The sequence below is a fragment of the Flaviaestuariibacter terrae genome (genome assembly GCF_054777635.1).
On record NZ_BAAHAL010000006.1, the window covers coordinates 686,137 to 700,909 of the forward strand.

A 14,773-nucleotide genomic window follows, 5' to 3' on the forward strand; every position below is an offset into this window, starting at 1 on the left:
GGATGCGAATAGTTCAGGCCGTTTGCGTATGGAGATAGCGCTCTTCCAGTACGCCTTTGTGGTGCAGGATATGACCGGCAAGGATGTAGCCGATGCCGAATACATATACCGGCTTCCCGTTCGCTTCGCCGCTGCGGTCTAATTGCTCTTCGGAGAAGGAATGGAACAGCGTGTCGCTCGCGGTCAGTACCGATTCGAGCTCCGCAAGCAGCGATTCCGGGCTGCGGCGGGCTGCCTCCGAATTGTCGGCAAACACATTCTCATCGAACCCGGGCAGCGGCGTGTTGCCGTTGCGGGCAAACGTAAGGGCGCGGTAGGCAAACACCCGCTCCGTGTCGGCGATGTGGAGCACCAGTTCCTTGATGGTCCACTTGCCCGGCGCATAGGCATAATCCCAGCGCTCCGCAGGCAGCGATTGCAGCAAGGGGAGAAGCGCGGTGCGCCGGAAAGCGAGCGCAGCAGCGAGATCGAGGTCGGCTACCTGCGCTACGTAGCGGTGATAATACTCGGGAATACGATCTAACTGTAGTTGGGGCATGGTCTTCGGCTTTTAGGCACTAAAAATAAAAAACCCCGGCGCATGGGCCGGGGTTTTTCTATGGATAACCTCAGAATGTTTTCAGCGGTTCTTTCTTCGTTTTTACCTTGTTGGGCTCCGACTTTGTCTTCGTCTTTTCCTTGTCAGTCTTCACCTTGACCTTATTGGATTCGATCTTCAGCTTCACGCGGCCCGAGCTGACGGCGTCTGCCAGTTTTACGGCCTCGTAGGCATTGATAACGCCACCTGTGTGGCTGAGTGCGCTTAGGGAAACCTTCTCCTCTTCGGAGCCCGGCTTCGGCGTTTTGATGGCCGGCTTTACCACGCTGTTCTCGATCACATACTTGACCTGGGCGGCGCTTAGTTTGGGAAAATATTCCCGTATCAGTGCGGCAACACCGGCCGTTACCGGCGAGGCCATGCTGGTACCCGACAGGTTGCCGTAGGCATTACCACCAGGAAGCGTGGAATAGATATTCTTGCCCGGCGCAAACACGTCGGTGATGCTGGTGCCGTAGTTGGAGAAGTCGGCTGCCAGCCCGCCGTTGGTCGGGTCGCCGGAAGCGTCCACCACGATCCAGTTCTGGGCGCGGCCTTTATCGAGGAACACGGGTGTCGGGAAGTTGCGGGCCGTATCGATATTCTCGTGGCTGTTGCCGGAAGCCTGCACGAGCAGCACGCCCTTGCCCTGCGCGTAGCGCACCGCGTCGTCGATGGCAGCCTTCTGCGGCGATACGGCCTTGCCGAAGCTCATGTTGATGATCTGCGCGCCATTGTCGGCTGCGTAGCGGATGGCCAGCGCGATGTCCTTATCGTGCTCATCGCCATCGGGAACGGCCCGGAGCATCATGATCCGCACGTTGTCGGCAATGCCATCGATGCCCACACCGTTGCCGCGCACCGCGCCGATGATCCCCGAAACGTGGGTACCATGCATCGGCGTACCGGCCATGATATCGTTGTTGCCGTAGTTGCGGTCGTTGATGTCGTCTTCATTATCCTTCGTCACTTCGCCGCGGTAGGCCGGCGGCGGCGACTTGAGCCAGTCGGCCATCCGAAGCTTGCCCTCGATGTATTCGAGCAGCATCTTGTTGGATACATATTCCGTTGTGTCGTTGCCCGCGAAGAACTGGGTAAAGGCTGCTTTCGCTTCGCGGATCATCGGGTTGTCGCTGTGGAGATTGCGGAGGTCGGTGGCCGTGTATTCGGGCCGGCCGATGGCTTTGCGCAGTACGGAGTCGTAGAGCGAAACGATGGGGTAGATGCTGCGGAAACCGGCAACCTCTTCCTTGTCTACTTTTTGCTCAAGGTCATAGCGGGCGCGGGTCCACACCCGGTAGTCGGCAAGGTCGGCACCGCGGAGCTGTGTGCTGTCCGCGTTTTCGAAGCGGGCTTTGTTCTTCCAGTAAAAGCGCACGCCCTCATACGAATCTTCGTTCACGTTGCGCCCGTCTTTGCCACCGAGGAAGTTCCAGCCGTGCACGTCATCGACATAGCCGTTCTTGTCGTCGTCGATGCCGTTGCCCGGAATTTCGCCGGGGTTGGTCCACAGCACGGGGCGGAGGTCTTCGTGCGTGGTGTCGATACCCGAGTCGATCACGGCAACAACGACCGTCTTGCTGCTCCGGCCCTTCAGAAACTGGTAGGCCTTGTCGAGACTGATGCCGTAAAAGCCATCCTGCGCGCGATCTTTCAGGTGCCAGCCGTTGGGAGCCGTTTTCACGGCCGTCTGCGCACCGGCATTCCAGGAAAGCGCCACCGCAAGCAATACCGGCAATATGTACCGGCCATTCGTCCAAAAATTTCTTTTCATTCCAATACGATTGTCGCTAAAATTAGCGACGGGCCAGCTTAGGGATTTGTGAATTGTAGAAACGGCAACCTTTTCGTGCGGGTGGCCGCAACCGGTAATTTTCGCAACGTCATTTTCATCAGGCCTGCAGCCGGAGCCAGTCGCAAGCTCCCCGTTCTTTTGTCGCAGCCAGGGCTGTTGCCTTTCGTGATGGCCAGTTAGCTTTGATCTATTAAAACGATCGTTATGGCAACCAAGATCTTCATCAACCTTCCCGTTCGGGATATCCAGAAGTCGCGAAATTTCTTCGAACAGCTCGGCTTTTCCTTCAACCCGCAATTCAGCAACCACAAGGCCGCAGCGCTCGTGCTGGGGGAGAACATTTTTGCAATGCTCCTGACGCATGAGCGCTTCCAGGACTTTACGCACAAGCCAATCGTGGATGCGACAAAGGCAACCGAGGTGCTCCTTTGCATCGACGCGGAGAGCCGCGAAGCAGTGGATGCGATGGTTCAGAAAGCGGTCAGCGCCGGCGGCAGCATCTACCGCGATGCGGAAGATCATGGCTGGATGTATGGCCACAGCTTCGCGGACCCGGATGGCCACCAATGGGAAATCGCCTACATGAACGAGGCCGCGCTCCAGGAAATGATGCAGGCTTCCGGCGCCACTACCGCCGCCGAAATCCAGAAATAGTATCTTTCGGGCATGGACAGCGGTACCACGCCCCCGAAATGGAAGCAATGGCTCAAGCGCATCGGCTGGGCCGGTTTTCTCTTCTTCCTGGTAAAGGGGCTCGTCTGGCTGGCGATCTTCCTGTTCGCCAAGGAAAAGCTGCTCAGGTAGATGCCGGAATCATTCGCGAAATACGCAATAGCAAAGGGCCGTTTCACAACGGCCCTTTGTCTTATGATGCAGCGAATGATCTTCCCTTACAGGTCAAAGCGAATGCCCTGCGCCAAAGGAAGCTGGTTGCTGTAGTTGATCGTGTTGGTCTGGCGGCGCATGTAGATACGCCAGGCATCCGAGCCGCTCTCGCGACCGCCGCCGGTTTCTTTTTCACCGCCAAAGGCACCACCGATCTCGGCGCCCGAAGTGCCGATGTTGACGTTGGCGATACCGCAATCGGAGCCTGCCGACGAAAGGAACGTCTCCGCCTCGCGGAGGTTCAGTGTCATGATCGAAGAGGAGAGGCCCTGCGGCACGCCATTCTGGATGGCAACGGCCTCGTCGAGCGTGCTGTACTTCATTAAGTACAAGATCGGCGCGAAGGTCTCGTGCTGTACGATCTCGAAGTGCGGCTGCGCTTCGGCCACGGCAGGCTTTACATAGCAGCCGCTCTCGTAGCCCGCGCCTTCGAGCACGCCGCCTTCCACGAGGAAGCGGCCGCCTTCGGCCTTGCACTTTTCAATAGCCGCCAGGTATTGCTCCACGGCGCCTTTGTCAATCAGCGGACCCACGTGGTTGTTCTCGTCGAGCGGGTTGCCGATCCGCAGCTGCTGGTAAGCAGCCACGAGCTTGTCGCGGAACGCATCGTATACCGACTCATGGATGATGAGGCGACGCGTAGTGGTGCAGCGCTGGCCGGCCGTTCCCACGGCGCCGAATACCGAGCCAACAATGGCGATATCGAGGTCAGCATCCTTGGAGATGATGATGGCGTTGTTGCCGCCCAGCTCAAGCAGCGAGCGGCCGAGGCGGGCGCCTACTGCGGCACCGACGGCCTTTCCCATCCGGGTAGATCCGGTGGCCGACACGAGCGGAACGCGCCCATCGGCTGCGAGCTTCTCACCGATATTGGCTTCGCCGATCACAAGACCGCAAACGCCTTCCGGAACGTTGTTCGCCTTGAAAACTTCACTGATGATGTTCTGGCAGGCAATGGCGCACAACGGCGTTTTCTCGGAAGGCTTCCAAACGCAAACGTCGCCGCAAACCCAGGCCAGCATTGTGTTCCAGCTCCACACGGCAACGGGGAAGTTGAAGGCGGAAATAATACCGACGATACCGAGCGGGTGCCATTGCTCGTACATGCGGTGGCCGGGGCGCTCGCTGTGCATCGTGAGGCCGTGCAGCTGCCGCGAGAGGCCAACTGCAAAGTCGCAGATGTCGATCATTTCCTGCACCTCGCCATAGCCTTCCTGCAGGCTCTTGCCCATCTCGTACGAAACGAGCTTGCCCAGCGGCTCCTTGTATTTGCGGAGTGCTTCGCCAACCTGGCGCACAATGTCGCCCCGCTTCGGCGAAGGGTACATACGCCAGGCAACAAAGGCTTCCTGCGCCTTGCGGATCACCTGCTCGTAGGCGGCCTCATCGGCCAGCGTTACCTTGGCGATCTCCTTGCCATCGACGGGTGAAAAAGATGCGATCTCGCGGCCCGTGCCGGCGATCCATTGGGTGCCCGTACTCGCGCCGCTGTTGCTGGCGCCGATACCGAGGGCTGCTAATACGTCCTGCATAACAATCGTTTTTTAGAATTTGAATTGAGCGCCGGCCTGGATCCAGCGGCCGGGCATCTGGGCGCCGAGAAGGTCGCTGTACGTTTTGTCGAGCAGGTTGTCGGCCTGCACAAACACGCCCAGGCGGGCGGGGAGCACAAAGAACTGTGCTTTTCCATTCAGCACAAAATAGTCTTTCGACAGGCTGGCCTTGATGGCAGGCGCTTCCTGCGCGGCCGCCCGCTCTTTGTAAATACCCGTTACAGCAAGTTCAACGCGCCGGCTTGTAAAAGTAACGCTGCCGTTGACGAGGTATTTCGCGAACGAGGTGAGGTAAAAACCGGTAATGCCATTGCTGCTTTTTGCTTCGGCCCAGGTAACCCCGGCCAGCGCCTGCAGCGACTGCCCGTTGCGGAGCGGGCGCAGGTAGTGCAGGTCGAGCTCGGCGCCGTGGATGTTCACGTCGGCAAGATTTTGCGCCAGCGCATAGCTGCCGGTGGGGGACAGGTTGTCGCGGCGCGGCATCTGCGCATAGGGCGTCACTACGTAGTCGATAAGCCCCTTGTGCCGGCGGCTGAAGTATGTACCCGAAACGCGCCAGCCTTTGGCCAGGAAAAGATCGCCACCGGCTTCGAGCGCAAGAGCGCGCTCGGCCGCAAGGTCGGGGTTGCCAATGCGTCCGCTCAGCACCAGTGTTTTGTTGTAGTTGTTGTAGCGCTCGGTGAAGTCGGCGTCGCGGATCGTCTTGCCCGCGCTTGCGCGAAGCTGCCACACGGCGCGGCGCAGCGAAAGAGCCAGCTGCGGCACGAGCTCGAAGCCGCGGCGCTGGTGCCAGTCGAGGCGAAGGGCAGGGGCAATGCTGAAGCCGCCAGCCCCCGTATAGCTCACGGTGCTGTAGCCCGCCACAACATTTTCGTTGTGGTTGCCGCGGTCGTTCGAATGGATCGCGCGGTTGTTGAACTGCAGGCCGTTGGTCCACAGCGTATGCGTGCCGATGCGATGCTCCTGGCGCGCAGCAAGCTGCCATAGCTCACTCTTGTTCTCATTCGCCGTGCCGGCTGGGTTGAAGAGGAAATAGTCCGAGGTATTCTTGTACCCGGCATCGAAAAGAAAACGGTCGCGCCCTTTTGCATATTGGAGCGAGAACTGGTTCCACGAGGTCTTTACCTTCTCGGTCGAAGTATCGCTGGCAAACGTGGTATAGAAGTTCTGCGCGGCGAAGTCGCGTACATCGTACGAGGAGCGCAGGGCGAGGCGCCAGCGGTCGTTGAGGTAATGCGCTACCGAGGCAGAAGCGGTAGTGGCATGAAAGTAACCCTTGATCCCGCGCTGCGGCACGCCATCGGCGTTATTGGTCAGCAGGCCACCAGCGACGGTCGTGCGCCCGTTGCTGTAGTGGCCACCCGCCTGCGCGTTGACGAGGCCGTACTGCCCGGCCGACAGCTGGGCGAGGCCGCCTTTTGTTTTGGTGCCTTTCGCGGCGGCGAAGGATTTCGTGATGATCTGTACAACGCCACCGACGGCTTCGGATCCGTATTGGGCTGCAGCAGCGCCTTTGAGCACTTCGATGCGCTCGATCTCGGCAGGGGCGATGGGGAAGTACGTAGCGAAATGCCCGGAGAACGGGTCGTTGATCCGCAGCCCGTCAACGATCACCAGCACCTGCTGAAAGGTGCCGCCGCGGAGTACGATGTCGCTCTGGGCGCCCATCGGCCCGCGTGCCTGGATCTCGATACCCGGCACGTACCGGAGTAATTCGTCGATACTGTTCACCGGCAGGTTGCGAAACTGCTCGCCCTTCAGCACAAGGATATTGCGGCCGGTGCGCGAAGTGTTGAGGGGATGGAAATTGCTGGTCACCGACACCGGGTCAAGCTCCGGGGCCGCTTGCTGCGCGTTGCCGCTCGCAGCTGCTAACAGGAGCAGCAGCGCCGAGGCGCAGGTAGGAAAATGCTTCATGTTTTGGCTTTTGCGCGGCGAAGATAGAAGACAGTTTGGAGTTTGCCGTTTGGAGTTTGTGATTGCTGGTATCTGCGCAATGGCATAAATCCGGCTGGCACCCGTATGCGTTAGGTAAATCTGACATTTTTGGCAGAAAACCTAAAACTGAAAACCCAAAACCGAAAACCCAAAACCGAAAACTTCCTAGTAAGATTCCGCGTCGGTCGGGAAGCTGCCTCCCTTCACATCGTCGATGTATTGCTTGACGGCGCCCGTCACCTGCTCATGGAGGTTGAGGTATTGGCGAAGAAAGCGGGGGCGGAACTCGGTGTTGATGCCGAGCATGTCGTGCATCACCAGCACCTGCCCGTCGCAATGGGCGCCGGCGCCGATGCCGATCGTTGGTATATGCAGCGAGGCGCTGACCTCTTTGGCCAGGGCCGCGGGGATCTTTTCGAGCACGAGGCCAAAGCAGCCCGCATCCTGGAGCAGGATCGCGTCGCGCTTCAGCTTCGCCGCCTCGGCTTCCTCCTTGGCGCGCACGTTGTACGAGCCGAATTTATAAATCGATTGCGGGGTGAGCCCGAGGTGTGCCATGATCGGAATGCCTGCGGAAATGATGCGCCGCACGGAGTCGATGATCTCTTCGCCGCCCTCCATCTTGATCGCGTGGGCGCCGGTTTCCTTCATCACGCGGATGGCGGAGGCCAGCGCGATGTCGCCGTTGCTCTGGTAGGAGCCGAAGGGCATGTCCACCACGATGAGGCAGCGGCGTGCACCGCGCACCACCGATTGCGCATGGTAGATCATCTGGTCGAGCGTAATGGGCAGCGTTGTTTCATGACCGGCCATAACGTTCGATGCAGAGTCGCCCACCAGCAGCACGTCGATACCGGCGGCGTCGATGAGACGGGCGAAGGAGAAGTCGTATGCGGTCAGCATCGAGATCTTCTGGCCGTTGGCCTTCATCTTTTGCAGGGTGGCGGTGGTGATGCGTTTTACCTCGGCAGCAGCAGACATAGTTGAAATTTGGGGCAAGTTAGGCAAACGCAGGTCAGGAAGAAGTCGGATGTCGGATGTCGGATGTCGGAGCGCTGAGGTCGGAAGTGGGAAGTCGGCAGGTGATAGTACAGGCTCCGGCAGGGACCAGTTCGTTGCGAGGGCTACAGCGAAGCGAGGGTGCGAAGCAATCGGCTCCGGGTAAATCCGTTCGCTGCACCCGCAATGACGGCTCACTACTGACAACCAAAGACCACTTGAGACTTCCGGCTTCGAACTTATGTACTTATTAAACCCAACGTTCCTGCTCGGTCTTCATGATATCGTCGTAGAGCGAATGGATCAGGCCATCCGCAAGACCGATCTTGGGCACGAAGATGTCTTCGGCGTCGGCCCAGCGCATCGCGTTGATGTAAATGAGCAGCGCCGGCACGATCACGTCGGCGCGGTCTTCGCGGAACTTGTACAGCTGCATCCGCTGCCGGATGGAGAGGGCGCTGAACTCCTTGTAGTAGTTGCGCAGCTGGTCGAGCTGCAGCGGCTTTCCTTCCTTGCGCTTCGACAGTGAAAACACCTTGTTGATATTACCGCCCGACCCGATGCAGGTTACATGATGATGCCCCTTGGTGAACTCCTTGATGTAGTTCTTCATCAGCTCCCAGGCGTTCTTGTCCACCTGGTCCTTCAGCAGCCGGATGGTGCCGATATTGAACGATTCCTTGAACTGCAGCTTGCCGTCGCTGAAAAAGGTAAGCTCCGTGGAGCCACCACCGACGTCGATATACAGGTACGACTCCTGGCTGCTCAGGTTTTCGGCCACGTGGTTCTCGTACACGAAGCGCGCTTCCTCGCCGCCGGAAATGACGTCGATGCGGATCCCGGTACGCTCCTCGATGCGCGCCAGCACCTCGGCTGCGTTGGCCGCATCGCGCATTGCCGATGTGGCCGCGGCACGCAGGTGGCTCACCTCGTACACCTCCATCAGGAGCTTGTAGCTCTCGATCGTCTTCAGCATCATGTCGGACCGCTTCTGCGAGATCCGGCCTGTGTCGAACACATCGAAGCCAAGGCGCAGGGGAACGCGCACGAGCGCCATCTTGATGAACTCGGCCTTGCCGTTCGGCCCCTGCACTACGTCATTAATGAGCAAGCGCCCGGCGTTGCTCCCGATATCAATCGCTGCCAGTCTCACGTTGCAATTCCATTTTATTGTGTAAATAATTATAGATCTCCACCTGTGCGCGGATCGGCGGCTGCAGGCCCTGCGGCACATAGGTGTTGCTGAGCGCGTTGTCGAGCAGGCGCGACTTTACATTGTCCTGCAGCTGAATCTTGATGATGTCGAGGAGCTCCTCCTTGAGGCGCTCGTCGAGGATCGGGCAGGTAGCCTCCACGCGGTGATCGAGGTTGCGCGTCATCCAGTCGGCCGAGGAAATAAAGATCTTTTCCTTGCCCCCGTTGTGAAAGATCCACACACGGGCATGCTCCAGGTATTCGTCCACGATGCTGACCGCCGTAACGGGCTTCACGAAGCGCTCGTTTTCGGTGATCATGCAGAAGATGCCGCGGATGATGAGCTTGAGCTCCACACCGGCACGGGCGGCTTCGTTGAGCGCATCGATGAGCACCTCGTCCGACAGCGAGTTCATCTTCGCAATGATGCTTGCCGGCTTGCCCTTCCGGGCATTGCGCACTTCCGCTTCGATCATTTTGAGGATCGCGCGGCGCGTAAACACCGGACTCGGTATGAGCGTGCGGCAGGCCTTCAGAAAATGCGTTCCCGTTTTATAGTGCTCGATGTAGTTGAACAGCCGGTTCACGTCCGACATGATCGCCCGGTTGGAGGTAAGCAGGCAATGGTCGGCATACACCTTTGCCGTGCTTTCGTTGAGGTTGCCCGTGCTTACAAAGCCGTAATGGATCACGCGGTCGTGGAGGCGCTTGCGGATAAGACAGATCTTGGCGTGGATCTTCATGTTGGGTATGCCGATAAGCACACGCACGCCTTCATCCTCGAGGCGCTCTTTCCATTCGAGGTTGGCCTCTTCCTCGAAGCGCGCGCGCAGCTCGAGCATCACCGTTACCTGCTTCCCGTTGCGCACCGCGTTGACCAGCGCGTTAACGATCTTCGAATTCTTGGCCAGCCGGTAGCAGGTGATCTTGATGGCCGTCACATCGGGATCGATCGCCGCCTCGCGGAGCATATCGATCACCGGGTTGAACGAGTGGTAGGGGAAGTGCAGGAGGATGTCCCGCTCGAGCACAACGTCGGTGGTGCGGCCTTCCTCCAGCAGCGGGTGCCCGAACGGCTTGCGCCGCGTGCCTTTGCCGCGGAACACCGCCTGCGGGAATTCCATGAAGTGGCGGAAGTTGTGGATCCGCCCGCCCGGGATCAGGTTGTCGCGCTTGGTAAGATTCATCCGCCGGATCAGGTATTCGAGCAGCCCCGGGTCCATCTCTTTATCATACACGAGGCGCACCGGCTTGCCCTTGCGACGGTTCTTCAAGCCCTTCTCGAGCTTCTGGATCAGGCTGGTGGCGATATCGCTGTCGATGTCGATCTCGGCATCGCGCGTTACCTTGAATACGTTCGATTGGTACTGGTCGAAACCAAAGTAGCTGAAGATCGTGGGCAGGTTGAAGCGGATCACGTCTTCAAGCAGGATGATATGCTTCTCGTCGTCGGGCGACGGCAGGAGGATAAAGCGGTCGTTGAAGCGCGTCGGCACTTCAATAACAGCGTACTTGCGCTTCAGCGCGGTTTCCTTCATGGAAAGCACCACGCCCAGGTAGATCGATTTGTCGCGCAGGTAGGGGAAGTCGGGGATACTTTCGATCATCAGCGGGATGACGTTGGCGCTGACCTCGCTGTCGTAATATTCCTCCACGAAGGTGCGCTGCTCCTCGTTGAGTTCCTTTTCCGTAATGAGGAAGATCTTCTGCGCCCGCAACTCCTGTACGATCACTTCCCAGATCCGGTTGAACTCGGTTTGCTGGTTCAGCACCATCATCTGGATCTCTTCGAGAATGCCTTCGGGGTTTTCCTCGAGGTTCATGCGGGCCTTGTTGCCAAACTGGATCATCCGCTTCAGCGTGGCTACGCGCACGCGGAAAAATTCGTCGAGGTTGTTGGAGAAGATGCCGAGGAAGCGGATGCGCTCGGGCAGCGGCACCGAGGGATCTGCCGCCTCCTGCAGCACCCGGCCGTTAAAGGAAAGCCAGCTGATATCGCGGGGAATGATCTTTCGTCGTAGCGTTGTGCTCATGGTCGTAGGGTTCGCGGCGCTTACTGCCGCAGCTTGTCAATAATTCCGGTCGTAGAAAATCCTTGCCTGATGGGATTGATCACAATCCGCCCGCCGGCAGCCTGCACTTCGGCCGCGCCTGCAATTTCTTCCACTTTGTAATCACCACCTTTTACGAGCACGTCGGGGAGAAAGGAAGCTATGAGCTCGCGCGGGGTATCTTCTTCAAACAACACAACGGCGTCTACCATCAACAACGAAGCCAGAACGGTAGCGCGGCTGTCCTCGTCATTAACGGGACGACTTGCACCTTTCAGGCGCTTCACCGAGGCATCGCTGTTGAGGCCTACGACTAGCATGTCGGCCTCCGCTGCAGCGGCGCACAGTGAGGCGATATGACCGGCATGCAGGATATCGAAGCAGCCGTTGGTAAAGGCGATCGTCTTACCCAGCAGGCGCCACTGCGCCACCCGGCGGCGGAACTCTTCAGGCGCCAGGATTTTGGTCTGGTAGAATAACGGGGCTTTCAAGAATGCGGTTTTTATTGTGATAGGAAAGAAAGGCGAAGCAAAGGATGCCAACGACAAGGGTCACCAGCGTTTGCACGACCCAAAGCAGCCAGCCGAGCGCAACGCCGATGGTATTCTCATTGAGTCCGTACCAGCCCATCAGCTTGCCGATCAGCAGGGGATAGGCGCCGATGCCACCGGGCGTCACCACCATGCCGAGGCTGCCGAGCACAAGGGTCGTCAGCCCGCCGCCGACTCCAAGGTGCGCGGTTTCGCGGAGTGCATAGATCCCGATCGTGGTACCGCCCAGGTACATGGCCCAGATGAGCAGCGTATGCAGGAGGAAGGCGCCTTTCTGGCGAATGAAGCGGATGGAGCTGAGCCCATGCCCGATACCCGAAAACACGTTGCGCACCTTTCCGACAAAGTCGATATGGGCGAAGCGCTTCATCAGGAAAATTACGATGCCTACCAACAGGATCGCGCCCCCGAGAAGCAACGACAGCTTGACCACCGATACGTGGCCGCTTCCATCGTTGACCACCGAAGAGAACTTGCTCACGATGGGATCGGTGATCACATGGCCCTGGAATACAAAGGCCGCGGCGAAGGCGGCCGTCAGGCAGATGACGTCGACAGCCCGTTCCATGACGATGGTGCCGACAAGCTTATCGACACGCATTTTCTCGTACCGCGCCAGCAGCGTGCATTTAACAACTTCGCCAAGTCGTGGTACAGCCGCATTGACGAGGTAGCCGATCATGACAGACGCAAAAACATTGAAGTTGCTGGGTTTGTAGCCGAGTGGCTCCATGAGGATCTTCCAGCGGAGGGCACGGCTGTAGTGCGCCATCACGAGCAACAGGAAGGCCGGCAATATGAGCCAGCGCCGCGCCCGTAGCACGGCTCCCTTGATCGCCTCCCAGTCCGAGGAGCTGATGTCTTTCACCGACAGCCAAACGAAGAAGATCCCGAGCCCCAGGAAGAACAGGTATTGAACGATGGTCAGTACGGGCTTCTTCATACGGCAATATAGTCCCGGCCCGGTGAAGGGCCAAGGAATTAACGTTCACTTACAGCCGGTTACCCTCTTTGGGAAATACGATCGAGGGCTGGAAACGCTTGGCCTGCTCGAAGTCCATCGATGCATACGAGATGATCACCACCACGTCGCCGACCATGCCTTTGCGTGCGGCAGGCCCGTTGAGACAGCAGACACCCGAGCCGCGCTTTCCCTTGATCAGGTAGGTTTCGAGGCGCTCGCCGTTGTTGACGTTGACCACCTGCACCTGCTCGTTTTCGATGAGGTTGGCCGCATCCATCAGGTCCTGGTCGAGCGTCAGGCTGCCAACGTAGTTGAGGTTCGCCTCGGTGATCACCGCCCTATGCACTTTCGATTTCAGAATGGTAATTGTCATGACGCCGCAAAGTTAGTGTCGGGACTGCGGAATCACAACCGGCCGGAGCCCTTGTCGGGAAAAACCGGCACCTAACAGCCATCAACTGATGTCCCGAAATGCATTGCTTTGCCGGTTCCCGAATGCCGGCTTATTCAGTCAATAACAATATTGTCGATGAGACGCACATCGCCGAGATGCGCGGCAGCTAATACTACAGCTGGCTTTTGCGTGCCTTCGAGCGGCAGGAGGGTGGCCGGCTCACAGATGGCGACATAGTCGACACGGAAGCCCTGTTCCGCAAGTGCTTTTGTCGCCTCGGCTTCGAGCGCGCGGTTGCCGGCAGATCCAAAGGCGCGGCGGATCCCATCGAGCGCGCGGTAGATGGCCGTCGCCTGCCCGCGCTGTTGCGCATCGAGGCGAAGGTTGCGGCTGCTCATCGCGAGGCCGTCGCTTTCGCGCAGCGTGGGAGCAATAACCAGCTCGATGTCCTTGTCTTTGCCGCTGATCTCGAGCAGGCGGCGGAGCACCATGCATTGCTGGAAATCCTTTTGGCCGAGGTAGAGCCGGTCGGGCTGAACCACATCGAGGAGGCGCTCCACCACTTCGCAAACGCCCTGGAAATGCCCGGGCCGGAAGGCGCCTTCAAGCACCTGCTCCACCGGCCCGAGGTCGTAGTGCTTCTTGATATGACCGGGCGGATACACCTCGCTCACCGACGGCAGGAACAGCACGTCGCAATCCGCACCGAGCAGCTGCTCGATGTCGTGTTCTATGCTGCTGGGATAGTTATCAAAGTCGTCGGGGTTGTTGAACTGCGTGGGGTTGACGAAGATGCTGCACACCGTGACCTGGTTGTGCTGGCGGGCAGCGCGGAGCAGCGACAGGTGTCCGTCGTGGAGGGCGCCCATCGTGGGAACAAAGCCGGAAGACAGCCCATCGGCGCGGGCTGCGGCAAGCCAGGCGCGCAGATCCTGGGCAGTTTTGAAAATCGTCATGTGTGCGGTTCGTATTCATTATCCGGACCGCATTGGCAAGAAATAGTTACCTTTGCACACCTTTTGAAGGCAAAACCCGGGTTTACAATGTCAGCAAAGAAAAGAATTTTATTTATTGCCAACGAGATGTCACCCTACCTGGAGCTGACGGAATTCTCAGAGATCGTGAACCGCCTGGCCATCAAGGCTAACGACAACAACTTCGAAGTGCGCTGTATTATGCCCCGCTTCGGAACGATCAACGAGCGCCGCCACCGTCTCCATGAAGTGGTACGTCTCTCCGGTATCAACGTATCGGTCGACAACGAAGACTTCCCGCTGCAGATCAAGGTAGCCTCGCTGCCCAACGCCCGCCTGCAGGTTTATTTCCTCGACAACGAAGACCTCTTCAAGCGAAAGTTCGTCTTCACCGACGAGAACGAGAAGTGGTTCGACGACAACGACCTGCGTACCGTATTCTTTTGCAAGGGAGCCCTCGAAACCGTCAAGAAATTCGGCTGGCCGCCGGACATCATCCACTGCAGTGGCTGGATGACCTCGCTTATTCCCGCATACCTTAAAACGGTATATAAGAAAGAACCCGTGTTCGCCCACAGCAAGGTGGTATACACCATCGGCCAGAACACCTTCGAGGAGAAGCTTGGCGAAGACTTTATCAACAAAGCGCTGATCCACTCGACGCTTAAGGAAAAGGACCTCGAGGCCTTCAAGGAAGGCAACAACAGCGCGCTTTTCCGCGGCGGCGCCACCTATGCCGATGCCATCACCTTCGGCTCCGACGACGTCGACCCGGCGCTCGTGGAAGCCTTCTCTAAAGTGCGCGGCAAGAAGACGTTACCCTATAATGCAGAGTCTGATTTAACAGACTATTTACAGTTGTATGTCGATCTTGCGGGGAAGTAGGTGTCTCCCTCTT

General features: G+C 58.5%; 14 protein-coding genes. 3 read left to right on the forward strand and 11 right to left on the reverse strand.

Features of this window, described 5'->3' with window-relative positions:
• Positions 1-13: 13 nt before the first annotated feature.
• Both ACYU7Z_RS03715 and ACYU7Z_RS03720 read right to left on the reverse strand, forming a co-directional pair.
• Entirely contained in the window at positions 14-538 is a 525-nt protein-coding gene (locus tag ACYU7Z_RS03715) for a DinB family protein (RefSeq protein WP_460567493.1), read from the reverse strand.
• 70 nt (positions 539-608) lie between these two features.
• On the reverse strand, positions 609-2,351 hold the full coding sequence (locus tag ACYU7Z_RS03720; protein WP_460567495.1) for a S8 family serine peptidase: 1,743 nt from the start codon (positions 2,349-2,351) through the stop codon (positions 609-611).
• 225 nt (positions 2,352-2,576) lie between these two features.
• On the opposite strand from ACYU7Z_RS03720, the gene ACYU7Z_RS03725 reads away from it, so the two are divergent.
• Both ACYU7Z_RS03725 and ACYU7Z_RS03730 read left to right on the forward strand, forming a co-directional pair.
• Entirely contained in the window at positions 2,577-3,026 is a 450-nt protein-coding gene (locus ACYU7Z_RS03725) for a VOC family protein (RefSeq protein ID WP_460567497.1), read from the forward strand.
• A gap of 12 nt (positions 3,027-3,038) precedes the next feature.
• The gene (locus tag ACYU7Z_RS03730; protein ID WP_460567499.1) at positions 3,039-3,176 is read left to right on the forward strand and encodes a hypothetical protein; all 138 of its coding nucleotides are present in this window, start codon (positions 3,039-3,041) and stop codon (positions 3,174-3,176) included.
• 86 nt (positions 3,177-3,262) lie between these two features.
• Here the strand turns inward: ACYU7Z_RS03730 and amaB are convergent, their stop codons facing one another.
• From amaB to panC, 9 genes are all read right to left on the reverse strand, one after another.
• Positions 3,263-4,789, reverse strand: coding sequence for an aldehyde dehydrogenase family protein (gene amaB, locus ACYU7Z_RS03735; RefSeq protein ID WP_460567501.1), 1,527 nt, complete (start codon positions 4,787-4,789; stop codon positions 3,263-3,265).
• Positions 4,790-4,801: 12 nt separating this feature from the next.
• Positions 4,802-6,727, reverse strand: a complete 1,926-nt coding sequence (locus ACYU7Z_RS03740; protein ID WP_460567503.1) for a TonB-dependent receptor plug domain-containing protein — start codon at positions 6,725-6,727, stop codon at positions 4,802-4,804.
• A 186-nt stretch (positions 6,728-6,913) separates the two neighbouring features.
• Positions 6,914-7,729, reverse strand: coding sequence for a 3-methyl-2-oxobutanoate hydroxymethyltransferase (panB, locus tag ACYU7Z_RS03745; protein WP_460567505.1), 816 nt, complete (start codon positions 7,727-7,729; stop codon positions 6,914-6,916).
• A gap of 268 nt (positions 7,730-7,997) precedes the next feature.
• The gene (locus tag ACYU7Z_RS03750; protein WP_460567507.1) at positions 7,998-8,900 is read right to left on the reverse strand and encodes a Ppx/GppA phosphatase family protein; all 903 of its coding nucleotides are present in this window, start codon (positions 8,898-8,900) and stop codon (positions 7,998-8,000) included.
• On the reverse strand, positions 8,881-10,974 hold the full coding sequence (gene ppk1 / locus ACYU7Z_RS03755; RefSeq protein ID WP_460567509.1) for a polyphosphate kinase: 2,094 nt from the start codon (positions 10,972-10,974) through the stop codon (positions 8,881-8,883). Before ppk1 ends, ACYU7Z_RS03750 begins: the two co-directional genes overlap by 20 nt.
• A 20-nt stretch (positions 10,975-10,994) precedes the next feature.
• Entirely contained in the window at positions 10,995-11,483 is a 489-nt protein-coding gene (gene rfaE2 / locus ACYU7Z_RS03760; RefSeq protein ID WP_460567511.1) for a nucleotidyl transferase family protein, read from the reverse strand.
• Positions 11,440-12,486: a lysylphosphatidylglycerol synthase transmembrane domain-containing protein gene (locus ACYU7Z_RS03765; protein ID WP_460567513.1), complete on the reverse strand. Its 1,047-nt coding sequence runs from the start codon at positions 12,484-12,486 to the stop codon at positions 11,440-11,442. Before ACYU7Z_RS03765 ends, rfaE2 begins: the two co-directional genes overlap by 44 nt.
• 49 nt (positions 12,487-12,535) lie before the next feature.
• On the reverse strand, positions 12,536-12,880 hold the full coding sequence (panD, locus tag ACYU7Z_RS03770) for an aspartate 1-decarboxylase (RefSeq protein ID WP_460567515.1): 345 nt from the start codon (positions 12,878-12,880) through the stop codon (positions 12,536-12,538).
• A 134-nt stretch (positions 12,881-13,014) separates the two neighbouring features.
• Positions 13,015-13,857, reverse strand: a complete 843-nt coding sequence (gene panC, locus ACYU7Z_RS03775) for a 4-phosphopantoate--beta-alanine ligase (RefSeq protein WP_460567517.1) — start codon at positions 13,855-13,857, stop codon at positions 13,015-13,017.
• Positions 13,858-13,944: 87 nt separating this feature from the next.
• On the opposite strand from panC, the gene ACYU7Z_RS03780 reads away from it, so the two are divergent.
• Positions 13,945-14,760 (forward strand): glycogen/starch synthase, encoded by an 816-nt coding sequence (locus tag ACYU7Z_RS03780; RefSeq protein WP_460567519.1) that lies wholly within the window; start codon positions 13,945-13,947, stop codon positions 14,758-14,760.
• The last annotated feature ends 13 nt before the right edge of the window (positions 14,761-14,773 follow it).

Excerpts from the sequence above, each read along its gene's own strand:
- panB (WP_460567505.1), bottom strand. The coding sequence starts at position 7,729 with ATGTCTGCTGCTGCCGAGGTAAAACGCATCACCACCGCCACCCTGCAA.
- ACYU7Z_RS03740 (WP_460567503.1), bottom strand. The coding sequence starts at position 6,727 with ATGAAGCATTTTCCTACCTGCGCCTCGGCGCTGCTGCTCCTGTTAGCA.
- ACYU7Z_RS03765 (WP_460567513.1), bottom strand. The coding sequence starts at position 12,486 with ATGAAGAAGCCCGTACTGACCATCGTTCAATACCTGTTCTTCCTGGGG.
- amaB (WP_460567501.1), bottom strand. The coding sequence starts at position 4,789 with ATGCAGGACGTATTAGCAGCCCTCGGTATCGGCGCCAGCAACAGCGGC.
- ACYU7Z_RS03725 (WP_460567497.1), top strand. The coding sequence starts at position 2,577 with ATGGCAACCAAGATCTTCATCAACCTTCCCGTTCGGGATATCCAGAAG.
- ppk1 (WP_460567509.1), bottom strand. The coding sequence starts at position 10,974 with ATGAGCACAACGCTACGACGAAAGATCATTCCCCGCGATATCAGCTGG.
- panC (WP_460567517.1), bottom strand. The coding sequence starts at position 13,857 with ATGACGATTTTCAAAACTGCCCAGGATCTGCGCGCCTGGCTTGCCGCA.
- panD (WP_460567515.1), bottom strand. The coding sequence starts at position 12,880 with ATGACAATTACCATTCTGAAATCGAAAGTGCATAGGGCGGTGATCACC.
- ACYU7Z_RS03720 (WP_460567495.1), bottom strand. The coding sequence starts at position 2,351 with ATGAAAAGAAATTTTTGGACGAATGGCCGGTACATATTGCCGGTATTG.
- ACYU7Z_RS03730 (WP_460567499.1), top strand. The coding sequence starts at position 3,039 with ATGGACAGCGGTACCACGCCCCCGAAATGGAAGCAATGGCTCAAGCGC.
- ACYU7Z_RS03715 (WP_460567493.1), bottom strand. The coding sequence starts at position 538 with ATGCCCCAACTACAGTTAGATCGTATTCCCGAGTATTATCACCGCTAC.
- ACYU7Z_RS03780 (WP_460567519.1), top strand. The coding sequence starts at position 13,945 with ATGTCAGCAAAGAAAAGAATTTTATTTATTGCCAACGAGATGTCACCC.